The sequence below is a fragment of the Alistipes sp. HGB5 genome (assembly GCF_000183485.2).
Lineage (GTDB): Bacteria > Bacteroidota > Bacteroidia > Bacteroidales > Rikenellaceae > Alistipes > Alistipes finegoldii.
In genome coordinates this window covers 88,552-109,447 of the sequence record NZ_AENZ01000057.1, presented here as the reverse complement: position 1 = coordinate 109,447, position 20,896 = coordinate 88,552, and the positions used below count along the sequence as shown (strand labels likewise).

General features: G+C 60.2%; 18 protein-coding genes. 8 read left to right on the top strand and 10 right to left on the bottom strand.

The features are described from left to right. Positions 1 to 71 precede the first annotated feature (71 nt). Positions 72 to 983, top strand: a complete 912-nt coding sequence (locus tag HMPREF9720_RS10180; protein WP_227042145.1) for a hypothetical protein — start codon at positions 72 to 74, stop codon at positions 981 to 983. 165 nt (positions 984 to 1,148) lie between these two features. Here the strand turns inward: HMPREF9720_RS10180 and HMPREF9720_RS10175 are convergent, their stop codons facing one another. The 8 genes from HMPREF9720_RS10175 to dapB all read right to left on the bottom strand — a co-directional run bounded on the left by HMPREF9720_RS10175 (position 1,149) and on the right by dapB (position 9,625). After that, positions 1,149 to 1,469, bottom strand: coding sequence for a nucleotide pyrophosphohydrolase (locus HMPREF9720_RS10175; RefSeq protein WP_009598235.1), 321 nt, complete (start codon positions 1,467 to 1,469; stop codon positions 1,149 to 1,151). Positions 1,470 to 1,573: 104 nt separating this feature from the next. Then, positions 1,574 to 2,221 carry an O-methyltransferase gene (locus HMPREF9720_RS10170; RefSeq protein ID WP_009598302.1) on the bottom strand — a complete coding sequence of 216 codons (648 nt, stop codon included), beginning with the start codon at positions 2,219 to 2,221 and terminating at the stop codon, positions 1,574 to 1,576. Beyond that, entirely contained in the window at positions 2,221 to 2,817 is a 597-nt protein-coding gene (locus HMPREF9720_RS10165; protein ID WP_009598245.1) for a type 1 glutamine amidotransferase family protein, read from the bottom strand. The genes HMPREF9720_RS10170 and HMPREF9720_RS10165 overlap by 1 nt, the downstream gene beginning before the upstream one ends. 4 nt (positions 2,818 to 2,821) lie before the next feature. Next, positions 2,822 to 4,036, bottom strand: coding sequence for a M16 family metallopeptidase (locus HMPREF9720_RS10160; protein ID WP_009598158.1), 1,215 nt, complete (start codon positions 4,034 to 4,036; stop codon positions 2,822 to 2,824). A 2-nt stretch (positions 4,037 to 4,038) separates the two neighbouring features. Continuing rightward, on the bottom strand, positions 4,039 to 6,828 hold the full coding sequence (gene uvrA, locus HMPREF9720_RS10155; RefSeq protein WP_009598278.1) for an excinuclease ABC subunit UvrA: 2,790 nt from the start codon (positions 6,826 to 6,828) through the stop codon (positions 4,039 to 4,041). 68 nt (positions 6,829 to 6,896) lie between these two features. Then, a complete protein-coding gene (locus tag HMPREF9720_RS10150) occupies positions 6,897 to 7,505 on the bottom strand; it encodes an IMPACT family protein (RefSeq protein WP_009598216.1) in 609 nt (202 codons plus the stop codon). 1 nt (position 7,506) lies between these two features. Then, on the bottom strand, positions 7,507 to 8,859 hold the full coding sequence (lepB, locus tag HMPREF9720_RS10145; protein ID WP_009598288.1) for a signal peptidase I: 1,353 nt from the start codon (positions 8,857 to 8,859) through the stop codon (positions 7,507 to 7,509). A 10-nt stretch (positions 8,860 to 8,869) separates the two neighbouring features. Next, positions 8,870 to 9,625 carry a 4-hydroxy-tetrahydrodipicolinate reductase gene (dapB, locus tag HMPREF9720_RS10140; RefSeq protein ID WP_022044752.1) on the bottom strand — a complete coding sequence of 252 codons (756 nt, stop codon included), beginning with the start codon at positions 9,623 to 9,625 and terminating at the stop codon, positions 8,870 to 8,872. 229 nt (positions 9,626 to 9,854) lie between these two features. Here dapB and HMPREF9720_RS10135 point away from each other — a divergent pair, with 229 nt between their 5' ends. The 4 genes from HMPREF9720_RS10135 to HMPREF9720_RS10120 all read left to right on the top strand — a co-directional run bounded on the left by HMPREF9720_RS10135 (position 9,855) and on the right by HMPREF9720_RS10120 (position 14,442). Beyond that, positions 9,855 to 11,285 (top strand): aspartate ammonia-lyase, encoded by a 1,431-nt coding sequence (locus tag HMPREF9720_RS10135; protein ID WP_009598157.1) that lies wholly within the window; start codon positions 9,855 to 9,857, stop codon positions 11,283 to 11,285. Positions 11,286 to 11,324: 39 nt separating this feature from the next. Next, positions 11,325 to 12,089: a tRNA pseudouridine(38-40) synthase TruA gene (gene truA, locus HMPREF9720_RS10130; RefSeq protein ID WP_014776593.1), complete on the top strand. Its 765-nt coding sequence runs from the start codon at positions 11,325 to 11,327 to the stop codon at positions 12,087 to 12,089. 19 nt (positions 12,090 to 12,108) lie between these two features. Continuing rightward, positions 12,109 to 12,297: a PLDc N-terminal domain-containing protein gene (locus HMPREF9720_RS10125; protein ID WP_014776592.1), complete on the top strand. Its 189-nt coding sequence runs from the start codon at positions 12,109 to 12,111 to the stop codon at positions 12,295 to 12,297. 105 nt (positions 12,298 to 12,402) lie between these two features. Then, positions 12,403 to 14,442 (top strand): sensor histidine kinase, encoded by a 2,040-nt coding sequence (locus tag HMPREF9720_RS10120; protein WP_009598142.1) that lies wholly within the window; start codon positions 12,403 to 12,405, stop codon positions 14,440 to 14,442. An 83-nt stretch (positions 14,443 to 14,525) separates the two neighbouring features. Here the strand turns inward: HMPREF9720_RS10120 and lpdA are convergent, their stop codons facing one another. Both lpdA and HMPREF9720_RS10110 read right to left on the bottom strand, forming a co-directional pair. Further along, entirely contained in the window at positions 14,526 to 15,902 is a 1,377-nt protein-coding gene (gene lpdA, locus HMPREF9720_RS10115; RefSeq protein ID WP_009598256.1) for a dihydrolipoyl dehydrogenase, read from the bottom strand. An 87-nt stretch (positions 15,903 to 15,989) separates the two neighbouring features. Further along, complete coding sequence (locus tag HMPREF9720_RS10110; protein WP_009598137.1) at positions 15,990 to 17,684, bottom strand: C69 family dipeptidase; 1,695 nt, start codon at positions 17,682 to 17,684, stop codon at positions 15,990 to 15,992. A gap of 181 nt (positions 17,685 to 17,865) precedes the next feature. Here HMPREF9720_RS10110 and HMPREF9720_RS10105 point away from each other — a divergent pair, with 181 nt between their 5' ends. From HMPREF9720_RS10105 to proC, 3 genes are all read left to right on the top strand, one after another. After that, positions 17,866 to 19,125 (top strand): WD40-like domain containing protein, encoded by a 1,260-nt coding sequence (locus HMPREF9720_RS10105; protein ID WP_009598254.1) that lies wholly within the window; start codon positions 17,866 to 17,868, stop codon positions 19,123 to 19,125. Between the two features lie 100 nt (positions 19,126 to 19,225). Then, on the top strand, positions 19,226 to 19,891 hold the full coding sequence (locus HMPREF9720_RS10100; protein WP_009598301.1) for a YggS family pyridoxal phosphate-dependent enzyme: 666 nt from the start codon (positions 19,226 to 19,228) through the stop codon (positions 19,889 to 19,891). Between the two features lie 111 nt (positions 19,892 to 20,002). Next, positions 20,003 to 20,785 carry a pyrroline-5-carboxylate reductase gene (gene proC / locus HMPREF9720_RS10095; protein WP_009598304.1) on the top strand — a complete coding sequence of 261 codons (783 nt, stop codon included), beginning with the start codon at positions 20,003 to 20,005 and terminating at the stop codon, positions 20,783 to 20,785. Positions 20,786 to 20,896: the final 111 nt, after the last annotated feature.

Here is a 20,896-nt window from a genome sequence, read left to right as displayed (position 1 = left end):
ATTACCCCGGTTGGAATTTGCACTTCTAAAAATTTAGTATTACTTTTACTAAAATTTTAGTAGCTTTTGAAATGAAAAATATGTTTATCCGTACGGCGGCTTTGGTTGCGGCATGTATATATATGGGGAGTGCGGCGGCGCAGGAACCCCGCAGGCCTGAAGCGCAGCTGCGCTTCGACGAGGCGCGGCAGGAAGCGATCGCCGATCTGCCCTCCCCCGCTTTTGCGGCCGATTCCTTGGCCGCCGCGCGTCCGTTCGCCTATAAACTCAACCGGCGGCGTACGACCGAAGCTGCGGCATACGATGCGGTGACATTGTGGAACGTGCGTAAGGTGAAGGCTAAAAACCGCCGGATGCGCTTGTCGGACACTACCCGGCGCGAGAAAGTGCGTTTGCTGAAATTCTTTACCGAGCGCAACCGGAAAAAAGGCGTGCGTCCGCACCTGCTGGGCAACGTTGCGGGATATACGTGGGCCGACGACGTATACGACGAACCCGGACACAAGTGGCGCAGCGCCCCAAAGCATATCGCCGCCTACACGCTGCGCGACGAATACGATTCGGTGCGCAGGGCCGGAGGCGAGCTCTCCCTATTCAAGGTTCCCAAGGAACTTTGGCGTACGTTGCCGCCCGACGCCGTTTATCTGCTCGACGGGGAGCGGGTTCCGGGCAGTAGCTTCCAGTTTATCGACGGGCTGATCCTGCGCACGCTCGAAATATACACCGACTCTGCGACGATGGCGCGCTACGGCGCCGGCCGGGGCGTCGTTATCGGGGACATCTATCCCGACCGGGTGCCGCTCGTGGTTTTCAACGGTGCTTTTTCCTCGATCGAATCGTGGCTGAAGATGTGCCGGGCCGATGCCTTCTCGGTGTCGGCGGACGTGCCGATGCACTATTTCTACATGCTTCCCGTCGAAGCCGTGCAGACCTATGGCGTGCGGGGGAAATACGGTGCGATCTGCATCGACATCGTGGAGTGATTTCGGCCCGAAGGATTGCCGACGACGAAGAGTTGCTGGCCCCCGCGCGAAAGCTCGCACCAAACGCGCTGTACCGTGCCGGGCACGTTCCACGGCAATAGCGGAGCGGGCCTGTCGGGAAGTTTAATCCGAGTCGCCGCTCCGCTTGTGTGAGAATGCGCTCCGTCAGAGTTTCGGATTGCTGCGGTGCCGCTCTTTGTCGCGCGAGGTTTTTTTGGCGAAGTTGGCTTCCATGGCCGCCGTGAGGTCCACGCCCGTCTGGTTGGCCAGACACGTCAGCACCCATAATACGTCGGCCATCTCGTCCGCGAGATTGCATTTCTCCCCCTCCTTGAACGACTGGTCGCCGTATTTGCGGGCCATGATGCGGGCCAGCTCCCCTACTTCTTCGGTGAGCACGGCCATGTTGGTCAGTTCGCTGAAATAGCGCACTCCGTACTCTTTGATCCACGCATCGACCCGTCGCTGTAATTCGCTTAGTTCCATTTGTCCGTTGATTTTTCCGAAAGGTACGAAAAAATCCCGCTTTCTCCGTGTCGGGGAAAGCAGGAAAAAGTCATTTTACAATATCCTAATCGGTTGTTTCCGGCTTATTTTATCCGAATCAGGTTCAGGCCGTCCCGCAGCGGTACGATTACGTTTTCGACGCGCGGATCTTCCCGGACCATGCGGTTGAACTCCATCACCGCCTGCGTGTGGCGGTCGTTGTGGGCGATCGGCTGCACGACTTTTCCCGACCAGAGGATGTTGTCGGCGATCAGCACCGAGTCGCTGCGCACCAGCGGACAGCCGCCGTCGTCGCCCATCAGCATCCGGTAGTAGTCCGGGTATTCGCGCTTGTCGCCGTCGATGAATACGAGGTCGAACACACCGCCCAGTCCGGGAGCTATATCCAGCGCCGAACCGATGTGGAGCCGGATGCGGGAGCCGTGCGCGCTGCGGTCGAAGAACGATTGCGCCAGCTCTTCCAGTTCGTCTTCAACCTCGACGGTATGCAGTTCGGCCTCCCCTTCCAGCCCTGCGGCCATGCAGAGGGCCGAGTAACCCGTGAAAGTCCCGATTTCGAGCACCCGCCGCGGGCGTAGCATCCGCACGAGCATTTCCAGCAGGCGGCCCTGAATATGGCCCGACAGCATGCGGGGCTGTATGACCCGCAGGTTGGTCTCGCGGTCCAGTTCGTGCAGCAACTCCTCTTCGGGCGAGGTGTGGTCGCGGATATATTGTTCGAGCGCGTCCATTACTGCCTGCAGAATCCGTATTTGTTGAACTTGTACGATGCCTCGATCCGGTCGGGCGTGTCGGCCTTGAGCGCGAGCAGGCATTCGCGGGTGAATTCGAGATACCCCGTGCCGTTTGCCGTCACGACGTTGCCGTCGCGCACGGCCTGCCGCTCCTCGTAGAGCACTTCGCCCGTGTAGTTCGCCCCGCCCCACTGTTTCAGCATCTCGACCGTGTTGCCCGTATGCCGTACGCTGTTCAGCAGGCCGTTGGCGGCCATGAACGAAACCGCGTTGCAGATGGCGCCGACGAGAATCCCGCGCTTCAGCGCTTCGCCTGCGAGCGGCGCGATCCGCCGGGCGGCGGCCGACTCCCACTGCATGCCGCCGACCAGAATCAGCCCGGCGCAACTTTCCGGTAGCGTCGAAGCGTCGTAATCGGGCGTTGCGCGCAATCCGCCGATCGACCGGACGGACTCTCCGTCGGGAGACATGTATTTTGCGGCGTACGAACCCGGATGGCCCGGCATGACGCCCGAACAAAGGGCCGGGGCGAGGAACGCCGCCTCCCAGTCTGCAAATTCGTCGAGCAGGACGAATACGATCTCTTTTTCCATAACCTTATTTATAAATCAGTCTCGACATGCCGGAGAATACCTCTTCGGCGACTTCGGTCAGCTGCACGGCGGTCAGCGAACGCACCTTGGCGTAGACTTGTTCCATCGTGTCCACGTCGTCGTGCGTCAGGAAACTTTTTCCGGCGCCGAGCATGTAGCCCTCGTTGCTCTCGCTCGAAATGGCGAGCTGGGCGATGAACTGTTTTTTCGCCATCGACAGTTGGCGGCCCGTCAGCGGCGTGGTGCGCAGTTTGCGCAGCTCCCCTTCGATCAGGTCGATGCACTGCGCCGTGTTGCCGTTTTCCGAACTGAAGTAGATCGCTACGATCCCCGTGTCGCTGTAGGGCGTGTAGCTGGCTTCGATGTTGTACGACAGTCCGTTTTTCTCGCGCACCACGACGTTCAGCAGCGAATTGGCGCACGGCCCGCCCAAAATGTTGGTCACGAGGGCCAGCGGCAGGCGTTTCTCTTCGCCGATGCCGTACGCGCGGCCGCCGATGATGCAGTGTGTCTGGTGGGTATGCTTCACCACGGTCTTCTCGAACGGCGGCCGGGGTGCGGTCGCGGCCCGGACGAATCCGCGCGTCGTGGCCGCCTGCTGCGCGAAATAGCGCGCCGCGACGGTCTCGGCCGTCTTGGCCGAGAAGTTACCGATCGAAGAGAAGACCATCTGGTCGGTCGTGTGCGTGCGGCCGGTGAAGGCGCGGATCGCGTCGCCGTCGTAGCGCATGAGCGCGGCCTTGCGGCCCAGAATGTTGTGGCCCAGCTCCGAGCCGGCGAACAGCATCTCTTCGAACGTGTCGTATATCAGGTCGGCGGGCGAGTCCTTGTAGGTGTTGATCTCGTCGGCGATCACCTCCTTTTCGCGCTCCAGCTCCCGGTCGGGGAACGTCGAGCGGAAGGCGATGTCGGCGATCAGCTCGACGGCCTTCGGGAAGTCGCCCCGCAGGGTCGTGGCGTGGATGGTCGTGTCCTCCTTGGTCGTGAAGGCGTTCAGTTCGCCGCCGAGGTTTTCCAGCCGGCAGTTCACCTGCCATGCGCGGCGGCGCCGGGTGCCCTTGAAGAAGGCGTGTTCCGTAAAATGCGCCAGCCCGTACTGGTCGGCGTGTTCGTCGCGGCTTCCGGCATTGACGACCAGCGCGCAGTGCGCCACGTTGCTTTTCACCTGACGGTGGATGCCCCGGATGCCGTTGGGTAATCTGTATGTGAAGAATTCCATGATTATAATTTCGTGCGCAGGCTGAGAAATTTGCCCGTATAGCTCTCCGGGCACTGTTCCAATGCGCGCGGAGTGCCTTCGAATACGACTCTTCCGCCGCCCGTACCCGCTTCGGGACCGAGATCCACGACCCAGTCGGCGCATTTGATGACGTCCATGTTGTGTTCCACGATGACGATCGTGTGTCCCCGTTCGATCAGCGCGTTGAATGCCGCCAGCAGCTTGTTGATGTCGTGGAAATGAAGTCCCGTCGTCGGTTCGTCGAAGATGAACATCACGCCGCCCTGCGCGCTGTCCTTGGTCAGGAACGACGCCAGCTTTACGCGCTGGCTCTCGCCGCCCGACAGGGTCGAAGAGGACTGGCCCAGCTTGATGTAGCCCAACCCCACGTCCTGCAACGGTTTGAGCCGCTCGACGATCCGTTTGCAGGTCGAATCCTTCTTCTCTTCGCCGAAGAACGCGATCGCGTCGTCCACGGTCATCTCCAGCACGTCGTAGATCGACTTGCCGCGGTATTTGACTTCGAGTATCTCGTCGCGGAAGCGTTTGCCTCCGCAGGCTTCGCAGACCAGTTCGACGTCGGCCATGAACTGCATCGAGACCTTGATGACCCCTTCGCCCTGACACTCTTCGCAGCGTCCGCCCGCGATGTTGAACGAGAATGCCGAAGCCCCCAGCCCCGTATGCTGGGCATAGGGCTGGTCGGCGAACAGCCGCCGGATTTCGTCGTAGGCCTTGATGTAGGTCACGGGATTCGAACGCGACGACTTGCCGATGGGGTTCTGGTCGATCATCTCGACCGATTTGAGCAGCTGCACGTCGCCGACGATGCCGTCGAAGTCGCCGGGCTTGACGCCCGTGTCGAAGAGCATGCGCCGCAGTGCCGGATAGAGTATTCCCTTGGCCAGCGACGATTTGCCGCTGCCGCTGACTCCCGTGATGCAGGTCATCACGCCCAGCGGAATCCGCACGTCGATATTGCGCAGGTTGTTCTCGCGGGCGCCTTTTATGACGATCGAACTGCTCCATCCGCGTTCCGCGGCGGGCGGGGCGATCGCGCGGCGGCCCGTCAGGTAATCCGCCGTCAGGCTTTTTTTGTTTTTCAGAAGCTGCGCCAGCGTACCGCTGAAAACCACTTCGCCGCCGTTGTAACCCGCCTTGGGACCGATGTCCACGATGTAGTCGGCGGCGCGGATCACCTCTTCCTCGTGCTCGACGACGATCACCGTGTTGCCCAGATCGCGCAGTTGTCTGAGCACCTTGATAAGCCGGTTGGTGTCGCGCGGATGCAGGCCGATAGAGGGTTCGTCGAGGATGTAGAGCGAGCCGGTGAGGTTGCTGCCCAGCGAGGTCGAGAGGTTGATGCGCTGGCTCTCGCCGCCCGACAGGGTCGATGAAAGCCGGTCGAGCGTCAGATAGCCCAGTCCCACGTCGGTGAGGTATTGCAGGCGGCTGCGGATTTCGATCAGGATGCGGGCCGCGGTTTTCGTGTCGTGTTCGTCGAGCTGCAGTCCGTTGAAGAATACGATCAGCTCGTCCACCGGCATCACCACGAGGTCGGCGATGTTCCGGCCGCCGATGCGGACATAAAGCGCCTCTTTGCGCAGGCGGCTGCCCCCGCATTCGGGACAGGTCGTCTTGCCCGTATAGCGCGCCTTCATCACGCGGAACTGGATTTTCCGCCGCTCCGAGTCGATGTAGGCGAAAAACTCGTCCAGACCGTGGAAATATTGGTTGCCGCGCCACAACAGCCGTTTCTGCTCCTGCGTCAGCTCGTGAAACGGCGTATGGATCGGGAAATCGAACTTATAGGCGTTCTCCACCAGCTTTTCCTTCCATTTGCGCATGGTCTCGCCCCGCCAGCAGGCGATGGCGTCCTCGTAGATGGTCTTGCCCTTGTCGGGAATCACCAGATCCTCGTCGATGCCGATCACCTTGCCGTATCCCTCGCAGCGGGGACATGCCCCCAGCGGGTTGTTGAAGCTGAAAAGGTGTTCCGACGGATGTTCGAATTCGATGCCGTCCGCCTCGAAGCGCGACGAGAATTCGGCCGCGCCCTTGTCCGAGATGACGGTGCAGATGCCGTCGCCGTAGGAGAAGGCGCGCGCCACGGAGTCGCGGATGCGGGTTTGCGTGTCGTCGTCCGGCGCGATGCGCATGCGGTCGATCACGACCTGAATATCCGCGGCTCCGGTCGTTTCGTCGATCGAGGGGAGTATCTCCTCGATCAGGCGCGTCTGACCGTCGGTGTAGACTCTCATCAGGCCGTCCGAGAGCAGCAGCGTCAGTTTTTCGATGATTCCCTGCCCTTCGGCCAGCACGAGCGGCGCGGCGATGACGGCGCGGCTCCCCTCGCCCAGTTCCTGAACGTATGTCGCCACGTCGTCCACGCTGTAGCAGCGCACCTCCTGTCCCGATACGGGCGAAAAGGTGTGTCCGATGCGGGCGAACAGCAGTTTCAGGTAGTCGTATATCTCGGTCGTCGTGCCCACCGTCGAACGGGGGTTGCGCGTATTGACCTTCTGTTCGATGGCGATGGCCGGCGCGATGCCCGTGATGATGTCCACGTCGGGTTTGTTGATTTTGCCCAGAAACTGCCGGGCATAGGCCGAAAGGCTCTCGACGTAGCGGCGCTGTCCCTCGGCGAAGATGGTGTCGAAGGCCAGCGTCGATTTTCCCGAACCCGAAAGGCCCGTTACGACGACCAGTTTGTCGTGCGGAATCTCGACCTCGATGTTCTTGAGGTTGTGGACCCGCGCGCCTTTGATATAGATGGATTTTTCGTGTGTCATTTCGTATCGCTGAAACCGCGGAATGCGGCGGACCGCATTTCCGGTTTTCGATTTTTAACTTTCGATTCTCAAATGTCCTCGCCGGCGATGCTTCCTCCGGCTTTTTTCAGTTTTTCGGTCAGCTCCCCGGCGCGGCTTTCGCGGATTGTGAGCACCATCGTGCAGAGGTTGTCGAACTCCTGCGATGCGATTTTAGGCTGCTGCTCCTTGATGACGCGCATGATGTCGTTCATGGCGATGTAGGGGAAATCGACGCGGATCGTGCGGTCTACGGTGCGTTCGACGATTCGGGCCGCCGCGATCGCCTCCGCCGCCGATTCCCTGTATGCGGCGATCAGCCCCGGAACCCCCAGTTTCGTGCCGCCGAAGTAGCGGACCACGACGATCAGGCAGTCCGTCAGGTTGTTCGAAAGCAGCTGTCCCAGAATCGGCTTCCCGGCCGTTCCCGACGGTTCTCCGTCGTCGTTGGCCCGGAATGCGGCGCCTCCCGGCCCCAGCCGCCATGCGTAGCAATGGTGCGTCGCGTCGTAGTATTTCTTGCGCAGTCCGTCGAGGATTTCGCGTATCTGCTCCTCCTGCTGCACGGGGTAGGCATAGGCGAGGAACTTGCTGCTTCGCTCCCTCGACGACGCCTCGGCGGGCGCCGCAATGGTCAGATAGCTGTCCTCCGGTTCCACCCTACCGCACCTTTGTAAACAGACGGTTCCAGCGGATGTTCGCCGGGAACGATTTGTTCGCGTCGAGCGACAGCCAGACGAACGAAGCCTTGCCGACGATATGGTCTTCGGGAACGAAGCCCCAGAACCGCGAGTCGGCCGAATTGTGGCGGTTGTCGCCCATCATCCAGTAATAATCCATGCCGAACGTGTAGCTGTCAGCCTCCGCTCCGTCGATGAATATTTTGCCGTCGCGCTCTTCGAGCGAGTGACCCTCGTATGTCTCGATGATGCGGCGGAACAGCGGCAGGTTCTCGGCGGTCAGCTCCACCGTCGCGCCTTTCTTGGGCACCCAGATCGGTCCGTAGTTGTCCTGACTCCAGTGCGGCTCCTTCCACTGCGGGAACACCTCCGTATTGGGGGAGAAGATGTAGCGGCGGACGGAGATCACGTTGTTCAGGGCTTCGATTTTCCCGGCGGCCTCTTCGGTCAGGAACATGTCGTATACCGAGCCGTTGCCCCGGTACTCCGTAATGCCGAGATTCTCGATGGCGTACTGCGAAAGGGGCGACGACACCTGTACGGCGTACTGGTACTGGATGCCCGGAATCCCCTCCTGCGGCGCACCGTTCACCCACACCTGCCCGTTGCGTATTTCGAGCGAGTCGCCCGGAACGGCCACGCAGCGTTTGATGTAATTCTCCCGTTTGTCCACGGGGCGGCTGATGATGGTGTATTTTTCGGCCAGACGCTTGCGTCCCTCCTCTTTGCCGAACGAATCCTCGTAGCTGCGCAGCACGTCGTAATAGGTGGCGTTCTGATTCTCCAGAAGGACGGTGTCGCCCGCCGGGAAGTTGAAGACCACCACGTCGTTGCGTTTGATTTTGCGCAACCCCTTGAGCCGGTGGTACGGCCACTTGACGGCTTCGGAGAACGATTTTTTGGTCTGCGAGAAGGGCATCGTGTGATGCACGAACGGGAACGACAGCGGCGTGTTGGGCATCTGCGGTCCGTAGGTCACCTTGCTCACATAGAGATAGTCGCCGATCAGCAGCGACTTTTCCATCGACGAGGTCGGGATGACGTACATCTGGAAGACGAAGATATGCACCAGCGAAGCCACGACCGTGGCGAAGATGATGGCGTTTACCCATTCGTATACGGTCTTGTAGACCTTGCTCTGCTGGCACATACGCGCGTTGTGGCACCAGACGTAGCGGTAGAAGAACTTCGTGATGTAGAGGTCGAAGATCACCGCCAGCCCCAGCAGCATCCAGAGATTGCCGGTCCATACGACGAACCAGAGCGTGTAAAGCAGCGAGGCGAGCGCGAAGCCGACCCATTTGTTGCGGAAGAATGCCTTGATTTTTCCCATATTCGTAAATTTATTTCAGCAGGTCGTCCATCGAGTAGACGCCCTGCCTGCCGCATAAGAACTCGGCGGCTATGACAGCCCCCATTGCTAACGTACGGCGGTTCTTAATCGTATGTTTCAGTTCCAGAATATCGTCTGCCGATTCGTAGGTCACGGTGTGTATGCCCGGAACCATGCCTTCGCGCACGGAGCGGATTTCGAGCTGGTCCGCGGCGGCGTCCGCCGGAGTTTCGATCCGGTTCGTCGCGTGTTCGATCCCCGGCGCGTAGTTCACCCACGCGGTTTTGTCGTGCAGCTCCGAGATGACGCCTTCGGCCAGCGTGATGGCCGTGCCGCTCGGAGCGTCCTTCTTCTGGGTGTGGTGTACCTCTTCGATCTTCGCGTCATAGCCGCCGACGCGGTCGATCATCGCCGCCAGCTGACGGTTGAGACGGAACATCAGGTTTACGCCCAGACAGTAATTCGATGCATAAAACAGCGCCCCGCCCTTCTCGCGGCACAATTGCTGCAACTCGCCCAAGCGGTCGGTCCAGCCCGTGGTGCCGCTCACCACGGGAGTCGCGTTTTCGATGCAGGTGCGGATATTGGCGTAGGCCGTCGAGGGCATGGTGAATTCCAGCGCCACGTCCACTCCGGCGAGATTCGCGGCGTTGAGGTCCGCGGCGTTGTCGGTGTCGATCACGAGCGTCACGTCGTGACCGCGTTCGATGAGTATTTTTTCGATCTCGCGGCCCATTTTGCCGTAACCTATGATAGCTGCTTTCATGCTTTCCGTCTTTATTGTCGTGCAAATTCGTACAAAGATAATACAACCCGGCCGCACTGCCAAATTTTTCAACCGCCGCCGCGGGCGCGTTTATCTTTCCAATGGACGCTGAACGGACGAAGAACGGGAAAATATTTTTCTGTTCGGGAAATATTTATTAACTTTAAATGGTTGTTCGATTTTAATTCGAAATGAAAGAAGGCTTTAATCTTTATAGTTTGTAATGAGTATGGAAAAAGAACAGAAAAAGACACGCACCGAGTGCGACCTGCTTGGGTGTGTTGAGGTGCCGGAAAACGTATTGTACGGCGTGCAGACCATGCGCGGGCTGGAGAATTTCCCGATCAGCAAGTTCCGGTTGTGCGAGTATCCCCTCTTTATCCGGGGGCTGGCGATCGTGAAACTGGGCGCCGCCGTCGCCAATCACGACATGGGGCTGCTTTCGGACGAGCTTTTCAACGCCATTTCGCAGGCCTGCCGTGAAATCATGGAGGGCAAATTCCACGAATTCTTCCCCGTGGACATGATTCAGGGCGGTGCGGGAACCACCACCAACATGAACGCCAACGAGGTGATCGCCAACCGTGCGCTGGAGATCATGGGGCACGCGCGCGGCGAATACCAGTACTGCTCGCCCAACGACCATGTCAACTGCTCGCAGTCTACCAACGACGCCTACCCTTCGGCGATCCACCTCGGACTTTATGCCACGCACCTCGAACTGCGCAAACACCTCATGGAGCTGATCGCCTCCTTTGCCCGCAAGGGCGAAGAGTTCGCCAATGTACTCAAAATGGGCCGCACGCAGCTGCAGGACGCCGTGCCGATGACCCTCGGCCAGACTTTCCACGGCTTTGCGAGCGTCCTGCAGGGCGAAGTCGAGAACCTCGACCATGCGGCTTCGGAGTTTCTGTCTATCAACATGGGCGCCACGGCCATTGGTACGGGCATCTGCGCCGAACCGGGCTATGCCGAGCGCTGTACGGCCGCCATCCGGGAAATTACGGGTTGGGACGTGAAACAGGCCGAGGATCTCGTGGGTGCCACTTCGGACACGGTCTGCATGGTCGGCTACTCTTCGGCCATGAAGCGCATCGCCTCGAAGATGAACAAAATCTGCAACGACCTGCGTCTGCTCTCTTCGGGACCCCGCTGCGGGCTGGGCGAATTCAACCTGCCGGCCCGCCAGCCCGGCTCGTCGATCATGCCCGGCAAGGTCAATCCGGTGATTCCCGAAGTGATGAACCAGATCGCCTTCAAGGTCATCGGCAACGAACTCTGCGTGACGATGGCCGACGAAGCGGCGCAGATGGAGCTCAACGCCATGGAGCCGGTGATGGCCCAGTGCTGTTTCGAGTCCGCCGAACTGCTTGTCAACGGCTTCGACACGCTGCGCATCCGCTGTGTCGAGGGCATCACGGCCAACGAGGAGAGGTGCCTGCAGTACGTGCATAACAGTATCGGCGTGGTGACGGCGCTCAATCCGATCATCGGGTACAAGAATTCGACGAAAATCGCCAAGGAGGCGCTGGAAACCGGGCGCGGCGTTTACGAGCTGGTACTCGAACACGGCATCCTGAGCCGCGAGGAGCTGGACGAGGTGCTGAAACCCGAAAACATGATCCGTCCCGTAAAACTGAATATCAGGCCGCGGCGTTAGAAAATTTTTTGTAATTTTGCGGAAACCTCATTGATCGCCATGCGTTATTTTCTCGAACTTCGGTACAACGGAGCCGCCTACTGCGGCTGGCAGCGCCAGCCCGACATGCCGTCGGTGCAGCAGACGCTGGAGCGGGCGCTCACTACCCTGCTGCGCGAAAAAATCGAGGTGACGGGGGCGGGCCGCACCGATACGGGCGTCAACGCTTCCTATTACGTGGCGCATTTCGACTGTGAGGAACCGGTGCCCGATCCGGCGCAGGTCGTCTACAAACTGAATTTCCTGCTTCCGGGCGATATCGCCGTCGGGAGCATGACGCCCGTCGGAGCGGATGCGCACGCGCGTTTCGCGGCCCGCGAACGCGAATACCGTTACTATATCGAACCGCGCAAGAATCCCTTTACGCGGGATGCGACGTGGCAGTATTACGTGCCGCTGGACATGGAACGGATGAACGAGGCGGCGGCTTCGCTGTTGGAATACGACGACTTCACCTCGTTCGCCAAGCTCAATTCGAACAACAAGACCAATATCTGCCGCATCATGCACGCCGCATGGACGGCCGACGAGCGTGGCGTGCTTTGCTTCACGATCCGCGCCGACCGTTTTCTGCGCAACATGGTCCGGTCGCTGGTCGGGACGCTGGTCGATGTGGGACGCGGGCGCTATACGCCCGACGGCTTCCGCGAGATCGTCGGGAGCCGCGACCTTTCGCGGTCGAGCGGCGGCGCTCCGGCGCAGGGATTGTTTCTGAGCGACGTGGTCTACCCGCCCGGCGTATTCGAACGAAAAACGTTTTACTAAACTCTAATACTTTAAAATTATGATCGGAACTATCATTTGGCTGATCGGTGTCGCCTGCGCAATCTGGTGCGTCATGGACATCTTCAAGAAAAACATTTCGACCGCCGGCAAAGTCATTGCCGCGATCGTGGTACTGCTGACCAGCTGGCTGGGACTTGCGGTCTATTATTTTTACGGCCGCAACCATCTGGAAGAGTGGTTCAGATAAGCTGCGGAGAGTCTCGGAAACGAGACTCTTTTTTTTTGTTCCGGGGCGGGGGATTTTGCAATTCGGATTTAAAACTCTACCTTTGGTCTACAATCCCTTTCCCCCATGAAAAAATTTCTGTGGACATTGCTGTTCGTAGGATATGTCCTCTCCTGCTCTGCGTTTTCTCCGAAAGACCGGCTGATCGATTCGCTCAGGGCCGAATGCGAAACGGAGCAGGATGCTCCCGAACGTGTCGCCCTCCTGTTGAATCTGAAGGATCTGACGGATGCGTCGAAAGACGAAATGCACTATTCCCGACGGCTTTTCCGCGAAGCCTGCGATGCCGGCGACGGCTTCGCTGTCGGCGCCTCCCTCGGTTCGCTTGCTTCGTATTGTATCGGCAACGGCGGCGAAAGCCGCGATTCGCTCGATCTGCTGCTCGCCGAGGCGGAACCCCTGCTGCAAAACAGCAGTATGGAGGGCCTTGCGACCTACTACCGGATGGTGTGGCTGGCCCGCCGGATTCAGACGGCTCCCCACGAGAAATCCCAGCAGTATTGCCGCGAATACCTCGATTCCATCCGTACCGCTCCTGCGGGAGACGTCTACCAAGAGGCCGCGCGGCTGTTCCTGAGCGGCGTGGCGGCTTACCGGCTGGCTTCGGCCAAAGGCCAGATGCAGATGGAGCGGGGACTGCCCTATTGGAACGACGAACTCGCGCTGCTCCCGGAAATGCGGCCGACGGCCCGCCGGAATTTCCATGCCAACCTCATAACCTGCCTGATCTCCGTATACAGCAAGTTCCGGGATCAGGAGGCGCTGGTGCGCACGGCGGACGGTTATCTGGCGATGCTCGACGCCTATTACCGCGACCCGGAAATCGTGCGCCGCAGGCCGTATATTTCCCAAGAGATGTCCTATCTGGTTTGCTATTATACGATGTGCACCACTGCGGTGCTCGATAAGAGCACGGCCCGCGAATATTACGGGCGTTACAGCCGTTTCATGCAATCGGCCGCCGCCGATCCCAACAACATACTCACCAACCGGCAGGGATTCTATTCGATCAGCACCGAATATTTTACCCGTCAGGAAGACTATGAAACCGCCTTGGCGTATAACGATTCGCTGATTATGCTCACCCGGCCGTCCGGTCCCTCCCCGCTACTGGTGGGGATGTATAAACGCCGGGCGAGACTTTGCGAACGGATGGGACAGTACCGGGAAGCTTGTAGGGCCTATAATACGATGACCGCTCTGCGGGACTCGCTTCCTGCCCGCGACTATGCGCAGAAAATCAGTGAGATGGAGGTACGTTACGGACTGGATAAAGTCGAACGCGACCGGGCGTTGATTCTGGCTCAGAAGCGTCAGAACACCTTGTGGTTTATCGGCGTCATTCTGCTGATCGCCATTGTCGTTCTGATCTTTCTCTGGCGCAATCTGCTGCATATCAAGCGGCTGCAGCACAACCTGCGGATCGAATCGCAGCGGGCGCAGGAGAGCGATCGTCTCAAGAGCGATTTCATGGGGTCGATGAGTCACGAGATACGCACCCCGCTCAACGCCATCAACGGTTTCGCGGAACTGATCGCCGAAGGCGGTCTTTCGCAGGCGGAGTGCGCCGAGTTCGCGCAGATCATCCGCGACAATACCCGTTTGTTCACGACGCTGATCAACGATATGCTCGAAGTGGCGCAGTTGGACAATACGATTGCGGAACTGCCCAAAATGCCGATGGACATTTGCCGGATCATACGTGCAGAGACGGAACTCCTGCCGCCGAAAGAGGGCGTGGAGTACCGGATGAATTTCGAGGTTCCCGAAGTCATCGTGCCGCTGCACCGCGGCTATATGACGGAACTGATCCGCGAACTGCTGAAAAACGCAGTCAAATTCACCGGCCACGGCACGATCACGGTCGATTGCGGAAAGCCCGAAAACGGGGAGCTGACCTTCTCGGTGTCCGATACCGGCTGCGGCGTCGGCGCCGAGTGGGCCGACCGTATTTTCGAACGGTTTTACAAAAAGGATCCCTTCGGGCAGGGGCTCGGACTGGGATTGAGCCTGTGCCGGCTGATCGTCGAGAAGCTGGGCGGTACGATCCGTTTGGATGCGGCCTATACGCAGGGCGCGCGGTTCGTCGTTACGCTCAAGGTATAGGCCGGCCGCCGCGGATACGAAAACCGCCCCTTTCGGCAGGAAAGGGGCGGTTCTTTTGTTTATCGGCCTGATCTGTTTCGGCCTTACAAATGGATCGCGGCGCCCAGAGCTGCTTCGGCCGCTTCCATGACGCCCTCGTTCATCGTCGGGTGGGCATGGATCGTGCGGGCTATCCGGTGGCCCGTCGCGCCCAGCATCCGTGCCAGCGTCGGCTCGGCGATCATCTCCGTTACGTTCATGCCGACCATGTGGGCGCCCAGCAGCGTATCGTCCTCGCCGAAGAGGAGTTTCACGAAGCCGTCGCGGTCGCCTGCCGCCGTGGCTTTGCCCGACGCCGTGAAGGGGAAACGCCCCGTCTTGTAGGCGATGCCCCGTTCCTGCGCCTGCTGCTCGGTCATGCCGACCGACGCCACTTCGGGCGAGGTGAAGACGCACGACGGAATGGTCGAATAGTCCACCGGAGCCGGATTGAGGCCGCATATGGCCTCCACGCAGCAGATTCCCTCCGCCGAGGCGACGTGCGCCAGCGCGGGGCCGCCCACGATGTCGCCGATGGCGTAAACGCCCGGAACGTTGGTGCGGTAGAACTGGTCTACGACTACCTTGTCCCGCTCGACGGCGACGCCCAGCTCTTCGAGACCGATATTTTCGATGTTGGATTTGATGCCCACGGCCGAAAGCACGATGTCGGCCGTCAGGGTTTCAGCGCCTTTCTTGCCCTCGATCTCCACCTCGCAGCGGCCTTCCGCATTGACGCGGACCGACTTTACGGTCGTCGATGTCAGCACCGCAGCGCGCAGTTTGCGGAATGCGCGCTCCATGGTCTTCGACACCTCCTCGTCCTCCAGCGGCATCATGCGGGGCATGTACTCCACGACGGTGACTTTGACCCCCAGCGCCGCATAGAACCAAGCGAACTCGCTGCCGATGGCGCCCGAACCCACGACGATCATCGTTTCGGGCAGTTTCGCAAGCGTCAGGGCCTGACGCGACGAGATGACGCGCTCGCCGTCGATGGGCATGAACGCCATTTCGCGCGGGCGCGCCCCCGTGGCCAGAACGATGTGGTCGGCTTCGTACTCCGTGCCGTCCACGTCGAGCTTTCCGGGGGCCGTGAGCCGTCCGAATCCCGGTATGAGGTCGATGTTGTTCTTGCCCAGCAGGAAGGCCACGCCTTTGCTCATGGTCTCGGCCACGCCGCGCGAGCGGGCCACGATTTTTTCCAGATCGGGCTTCACTTCGCCCGTGAGGTCGAGCCCGTAATGTGCGGCCGATTTGCAGTAGGTGTAAACCTGCGCGCTTTTCAGCAGCGCCTTGGTCGGGATGCAGCCCCAGTTGAGGCACACGCCCCCGGCTTCGGCCCGCTCCACGAGCGCCACTTTGCGGCCCAGCTGCGAAGCGCGTATGGCGGCGACGTAGCCGCCCGGTCCGCTTCCCACGACGATAATATCGTATTTCATAATTCGGTTGAATGTTTGTTGTCCGTTACCGTTCCCCTCTCGGTCCGGTCCGTCGGGACGGGATTTGCCGAAAGGGGCTTTGCCGCATTATTTTACGACCCGGAGGATTTCTCCGTTGTCCTTCGCCACGGCGCGCTTCCATTTCTCGTTGTAACCGGGGAACTGGATCTTGTCGGGAATGTTCCTGCCGTTGCCGTTGTCCACGAAGTGCGCCGGTCCGCCGTCGCCGTCGAGGAAGGTCAGCACGTCGGCTTTCTCGCTCTTGACGTTGCCGTCCATATATTTCACCAGCAGGTATTTGTCCAGCTTAGACCAACGGTCGAACAACTGCTGCGCCGTCGCCGTGCTGAACGCCGTGAGGAACTTGCCGCGCGCTTTGGGCGAGAGCGACAACGCTTCGGCGTCCACCTCGCGTACGGTTTCCAGCATGCCGTTCTCCCACTTGTCCACGACTTTGCGGATGTCGGCCGAAATCATGTCGTAACGCATGTAGGCGAAGTTAGTCACCCGGTTGAAGAGCCAGAACGCCGCCGTGGGCGAATATTCGAGCATCGAGCCGTTCTGCTCGCTCAGGCATGCGGGAACCTCCTGCGCCGAGCAGTAGATCGGCGTCAGGCACGAAGTCGCCGCGTCGTCCACGCCGAACCAGAGGATGCCCATGTCGGCGGGATTCCACGGCCGGGCCTGCGCCACGAACCAGAATCCGGTCTGCTGCGTAGCCGTCGCGCGTTCGTTGACATAGCTCACGCCGTCCACCTCGAACTCCATCGGACGCCAGCGGTAAGGGCATGCACTGCCGCCCGCGCCGATGTCGGCGGTCATGTCCATCGGGGTTCCCTCGTAATGGTCGCGCATGCAGTCGAAGACCGTTTTGGGCGACACTTTTTCGCGGGGCATGACCCACAGGGGCATGCGGTTCGCGGCGTTGTGGCCCATCGCATAATCCGCGTATCGGTCCATATCGTCGGCCACCGTGCGGAAGAAGGCCCAGACGCGGGCTTCGCAGGCGCGCAGGGCGCCGAAGTCGAGCGGCGCATATGCGTCGCAGAAGCTGAAATCCGCATCGGGGCCGTCGTAATACCCCATTTCGCGGGCGAATGAAACGACGTCGGGCGCGTAAAGGCAGTTTTCGGGGTCGTTCTTCGGGAAGGTCGTGATGCGCGCCTGATTGGCGTGCGCCGAAACATATCCGTCGGGAATGCGGCGTGCGACCCATACGATGCCCTTGTTGGCGTTGCCGCCCTTGCCGTCGGCCTTGTATCCCTTGCCGATCAGCTCCATGATCCACGCTTCGTCGCGGTCGACGATCGAGAACGATTCGCCGCTCGACGCATAGCCGTAGGTGTTGGCCAGCTCGGCGATCGTGGCGATGGCCTCGCGGGCCGTCTTCGCACGCTGGAGCGTGATGTAAATCAGCGAACCGTAGTCGATCAGTCCGGTCGAGTCGGCCAGTTCCGGCCGGCCGCCGTATGTCGTCTCGCCGATGATGAGCGAATGTTCGTTCATGTTGCCCACCGTCGAGTAGGTCTCGCGCAGCTGGGGAATGTCGGTCAGATAGCGTCCCGTGTCCCATTCGTAGACGGGCATCATGGTGCCGGCCTTGTGGCTTCCGCCGGGTGTGTGGTACAGCGCGCCGTACAGCGCGTGCGAGTCGGCGGCATAGGAGACCATGGCCGAACCGTCGGTCGAGGCTCCCTTGGTGACGATGAAATTGGTGCAGGCCGCTGTCGCGCCGTAGGCGAATACGGCCGTTGCAGCAAGGCAATAGCGGAGTTTTTTCATAGATTTCTAAGGTTTTGATTCCAAATGTACGAAACAAATCCTAAACGGCAAAACGCCGCGCGGGTGAAAAGCGCGATTTTATTTGGATATAAGGGCGTTAAACCTTATCTTTGCGTCGAATGCGAACCGGTCGTATTCCGGCCCTCCCCCGGTGCCGGAGGATGACAACAGACTGACGACGATGAAGAAATACCTGCTTTTGCTGCTGCTCGGAACTTTCCTCTGCGCATGCAGTTCGGACGACGGCGAAGGAATCCCTTTCGTAACCGACGTGGTGATGCCCTCCGAGGCGCGGACGTTCGCCCCCGGCGACGAGGTGACCGTTTCGGCCAAAGGATTCGAAGCCGGCGACGACATCATGCTGCGCATCGCGTGGCCCCTGACCAACGCGGCGATCAGCGAAGGCTACGCCGACGGCGTCTGGGGCGTAGTGACCTCCCGCACCGAGTCGAGCATCACGTTCCTCGCTCCCGGCGGCTATCCTGCGGGTACGGCCGAGGTGAAGCTTTTCCGCCGCGGCAGAGCCATGCCGCTCGGCAGGATCTCCGTTTCCGACGGCACGCCGCCTGCGTCGTATACGCTCTACGGGGTTCGCAATGACGATACGGGCGAGGTCGCAATCAGCGAATTCGACATGCAAACGGGCGAAATCGTTCGCACCGAACGCTTCCCCGGCAGCCACTTCATCCATCCGGTGAACCGCCCCGGTTCGAACTGCATCTTCGGACTCTCGCTCGACGGCGGAAAACGGTCGGCCGCCTTCTACGACCTGACGATGCGCTATTTCAGAAATTCCGGCAGCGACCGTGTCGTGACGACCGGCGTGCTGCCCAATTCGGAAGCCGCCTACCTGTTGTGCGAAGACAATTACTGCATCATTCTGGGCATGACCGAAACCCGCACCAGCGTCGTCGTGCCGCCTTCGTGGCGGATGCCGGAGGGTATCGGCGCCGGAATGCTGACCGGCAGTCCCTTCGTGATGAACAGCGACGGCTATGTGATGCTCTCCGTGAACAACGCCGAGGGATGCTATACGCCGATGGTGTTCGGCATGCGTTCGGCAGGCGCCGAAGCGCGGCTCGGCGATCCGGTCTATGCCGACGGGATGATCCCCTTCTGGATCGTGGAATCCGCGTCCGATGCCGCCGGACCGAAACACTCCGTCTGCTGCGGCTATGCCGTGGTGAAGGACGGCGCGACGGAACTCCGGCTGTACGATCCCGTGGCGATGACCTTCGGAGAGGTGCTGGCGGCAGTGCCGGCCGCCGTACGCTCGGTAACGGCCGTGACCTTCCCCGACAGCGATATTCAGGATCGTATTTACATGCTCTGCGACTTGGGCGACGGCGGAAGCCGGGTGCAGGTCTACGACCGTGCGGCGAAGTCGCTCGACATCTTTTCCGGGACCGTTTACTGTACGGAAATCGTGCTGGTGCGCTGATCCTGCGGGAAAATAACGGCATGCAGGCCCGGAATTTTTCCGGGCTTGTTCCGTCTTGTACGAATTTTGCGTATTTTTACGCATCGAAATCAAGCTTACTATGTCTATAGCATGTCAATTATCGTTCGTGCGCAGCACGCTGCCCGAAGACGTCACGCTGGTCGCCGTGTCGAAGACCCACCCCGTGGAGGCGATACGCGAAGCCTACGACGCGGGACACCGCGTCTTCGGCGAGAGCCGTCCGCAGGAGCTGCGCGAAAAATACGAGGCGCTACCCCAAGATATCGAGTGGCACATGATCGGCCACCTGCAGACCAACAAGATCAAATATATTGCGCCGTTCGTCTCGCTGATCCATTCGGTGGACAGCGCGCGTCTGGCCGAAGCCATCCAGCGCGAGGCCGCCAAATGCGGCCGCACGATCGAGATTTTGCTGGAGATACATGTCGCCGACGAAGAGACCAAGTCGGGCTGGGAGATCGGGGAGCTTATGCGGTATGTCGGCACGGCGCCCTTCGCCCGGATGCCCGATGTCTGCGTCCGCGGCGTGATGGGCATTGCGACCAATACCGACGACGGGGAGGTTATCCGCCGGGATTTCACGGAGCTGAAACGCTGTTTCGACCTTTTGCAGCCCTATTTCGGGGCGCGGTTCAACGTGTTGTCGATGGGCATGTCGCACGACTACCCCTTCGCCGTCGAGTGCGGTTCGAACATGGTGCGCGTCGGGTCGCTGATTTTCGGGGAGAGGGACTACGCGAAGTAAACGGAGAAGCCGTCCGTTCCGGCCGCGGTAAATCCCCGGAGGTGCGCAGGAGCGGGATTATAAACGGCGGACAGCCGGAATGAAGCCTAAATTTGAAAAATGAATCGTATTATGAAGGTAGGATTTATCGGATTCGGAAATATGGCGCAGGCTCTTGCCGAAGGGTTTGCCGCGACGGGGGCGTTGAAGCCCTGCCAGATCGGCGCCTGCGCCCGCGACCGGGCCAAACTGCGGCGCAATACGGAGCCGAAAGGCTTTCTGGCTTTCGACGATGCCGCCCGTGTCGCGGAGTTCGCCGACATGGTGATCGTAGCCGTGAAACCCCATCAGGTCGAAGCGGTTTTGTCTCCCGTGAAGGAGCTGCTGGCCGGGAAAATCGTCGTTTCGGTGGTTGCCGGCATGACGTTCGGAAAGTACGAAACCATACTTGCGCCCGGAACGCACCATCTCAGTACGGTTCCCAACACGCCGGTCGCCGTCGGCGAGGGAATCGTTGTCTGCGAACGCCTCCACTCGCTCTCCGATGCCGAGTGGAAAGAGACGGAGCGGCTGTTTTCGCACGTCGGGCTGGTGATGCAGGTCGATACTCCCCTGCTGGGACTTGCCGGGACGATCTGCGGCTGCGGTCCCGCGTTCGTGGCGATGTTCATCGAAGCGCTCGCCGACGCCGCCGTCAAACACGGCATCGCACGCGCCGATGCCTACCGCATGGTCAGCCAGATGGTCGTCGGCACGGGCAAATTGCAGCTGGCGACGGGACAGCATCCCGGCGCGATGAAGGATGCGGTTTGTTCGCCCGGCGGCACGACGATCGTCGGCGTCGCCGAACTCGAACGCAAAGGTTTCCGCGGTGCGGTGATCGACGCCGTGGACGCGATTCAGGATAAAAAGTAATCGGATTTTTCGTAAAAAAGCCCGGACCGGACGTCCGGGCTTTTTTGTCTGTCATGTCAGTGTGCAGGATCGCCGCGGAGGACGTGTCGTGCGCGTTCGACCGGACTTGGA

Excerpts from the sequence above, each read along its gene's own strand:
- HMPREF9720_RS10110 (WP_009598137.1), bottom strand. The coding sequence starts at position 17,684 with ATGAAAAAACTCCGCTATTGCCTTGCTGCAACGGCCGTATTCGCCTAC.
- uvrA (WP_009598278.1), bottom strand. The coding sequence starts at position 6,828 with ATGACACACGAAAAATCCATCTATATCAAAGGCGCGCGGGTCCACAAC.
- truA (WP_014776593.1), top strand. The coding sequence starts at position 11,325 with ATGCGTTATTTTCTCGAACTTCGGTACAACGGAGCCGCCTACTGCGGC.
- HMPREF9720_RS10165 (WP_009598245.1), bottom strand. The coding sequence starts at position 2,817 with ATGGAAAAAGAGATCGTATTCGTCCTGCTCGACGAATTTGCAGACTGG.
- HMPREF9720_RS10160 (WP_009598158.1), bottom strand. The coding sequence starts at position 4,036 with ATGGAATTCTTCACATACAGATTACCCAACGGCATCCGGGGCATCCAC.
- HMPREF9720_RS10135 (WP_009598157.1), top strand. The coding sequence starts at position 9,855 with ATGGAAAAAGAACAGAAAAAGACACGCACCGAGTGCGACCTGCTTGGG.
- HMPREF9720_RS10100 (WP_009598301.1), top strand. The coding sequence starts at position 19,226 with ATGTCTATAGCATGTCAATTATCGTTCGTGCGCAGCACGCTGCCCGAA.
- lepB (WP_009598288.1), bottom strand. The coding sequence starts at position 8,859 with ATGGGAAAAATCAAGGCATTCTTCCGCAACAAATGGGTCGGCTTCGCG.
- lpdA (WP_009598256.1), bottom strand. The coding sequence starts at position 15,902 with ATGAAATACGATATTATCGTCGTGGGAAGCGGACCGGGCGGCTACGTC.
- HMPREF9720_RS10120 (WP_009598142.1), top strand. The coding sequence starts at position 12,403 with ATGAAAAAATTTCTGTGGACATTGCTGTTCGTAGGATATGTCCTCTCC.
- HMPREF9720_RS10175 (WP_009598235.1), bottom strand. The coding sequence starts at position 1,469 with ATGGAACTAAGCGAATTACAGCGACGGGTCGATGCGTGGATCAAAGAG.
- HMPREF9720_RS10170 (WP_009598302.1), bottom strand. The coding sequence starts at position 2,221 with ATGGACGCGCTCGAACAATATATCCGCGACCACACCTCGCCCGAAGAG.
- HMPREF9720_RS10125 (WP_014776592.1), top strand. The coding sequence starts at position 12,109 with ATGATCGGAACTATCATTTGGCTGATCGGTGTCGCCTGCGCAATCTGG.
- proC (WP_009598304.1), top strand. The coding sequence starts at position 20,003 with ATGAAGGTAGGATTTATCGGATTCGGAAATATGGCGCAGGCTCTTGCC.
- dapB (WP_022044752.1), bottom strand. The coding sequence starts at position 9,625 with ATGAAAGCAGCTATCATAGGTTACGGCAAAATGGGCCGCGAGATCGAA.
- HMPREF9720_RS10180 (WP_227042145.1), top strand. The coding sequence starts at position 72 with ATGAAAAATATGTTTATCCGTACGGCGGCTTTGGTTGCGGCATGTATA.
- HMPREF9720_RS10105 (WP_009598254.1), top strand. The coding sequence starts at position 17,866 with ATGAAGAAATACCTGCTTTTGCTGCTGCTCGGAACTTTCCTCTGCGCA.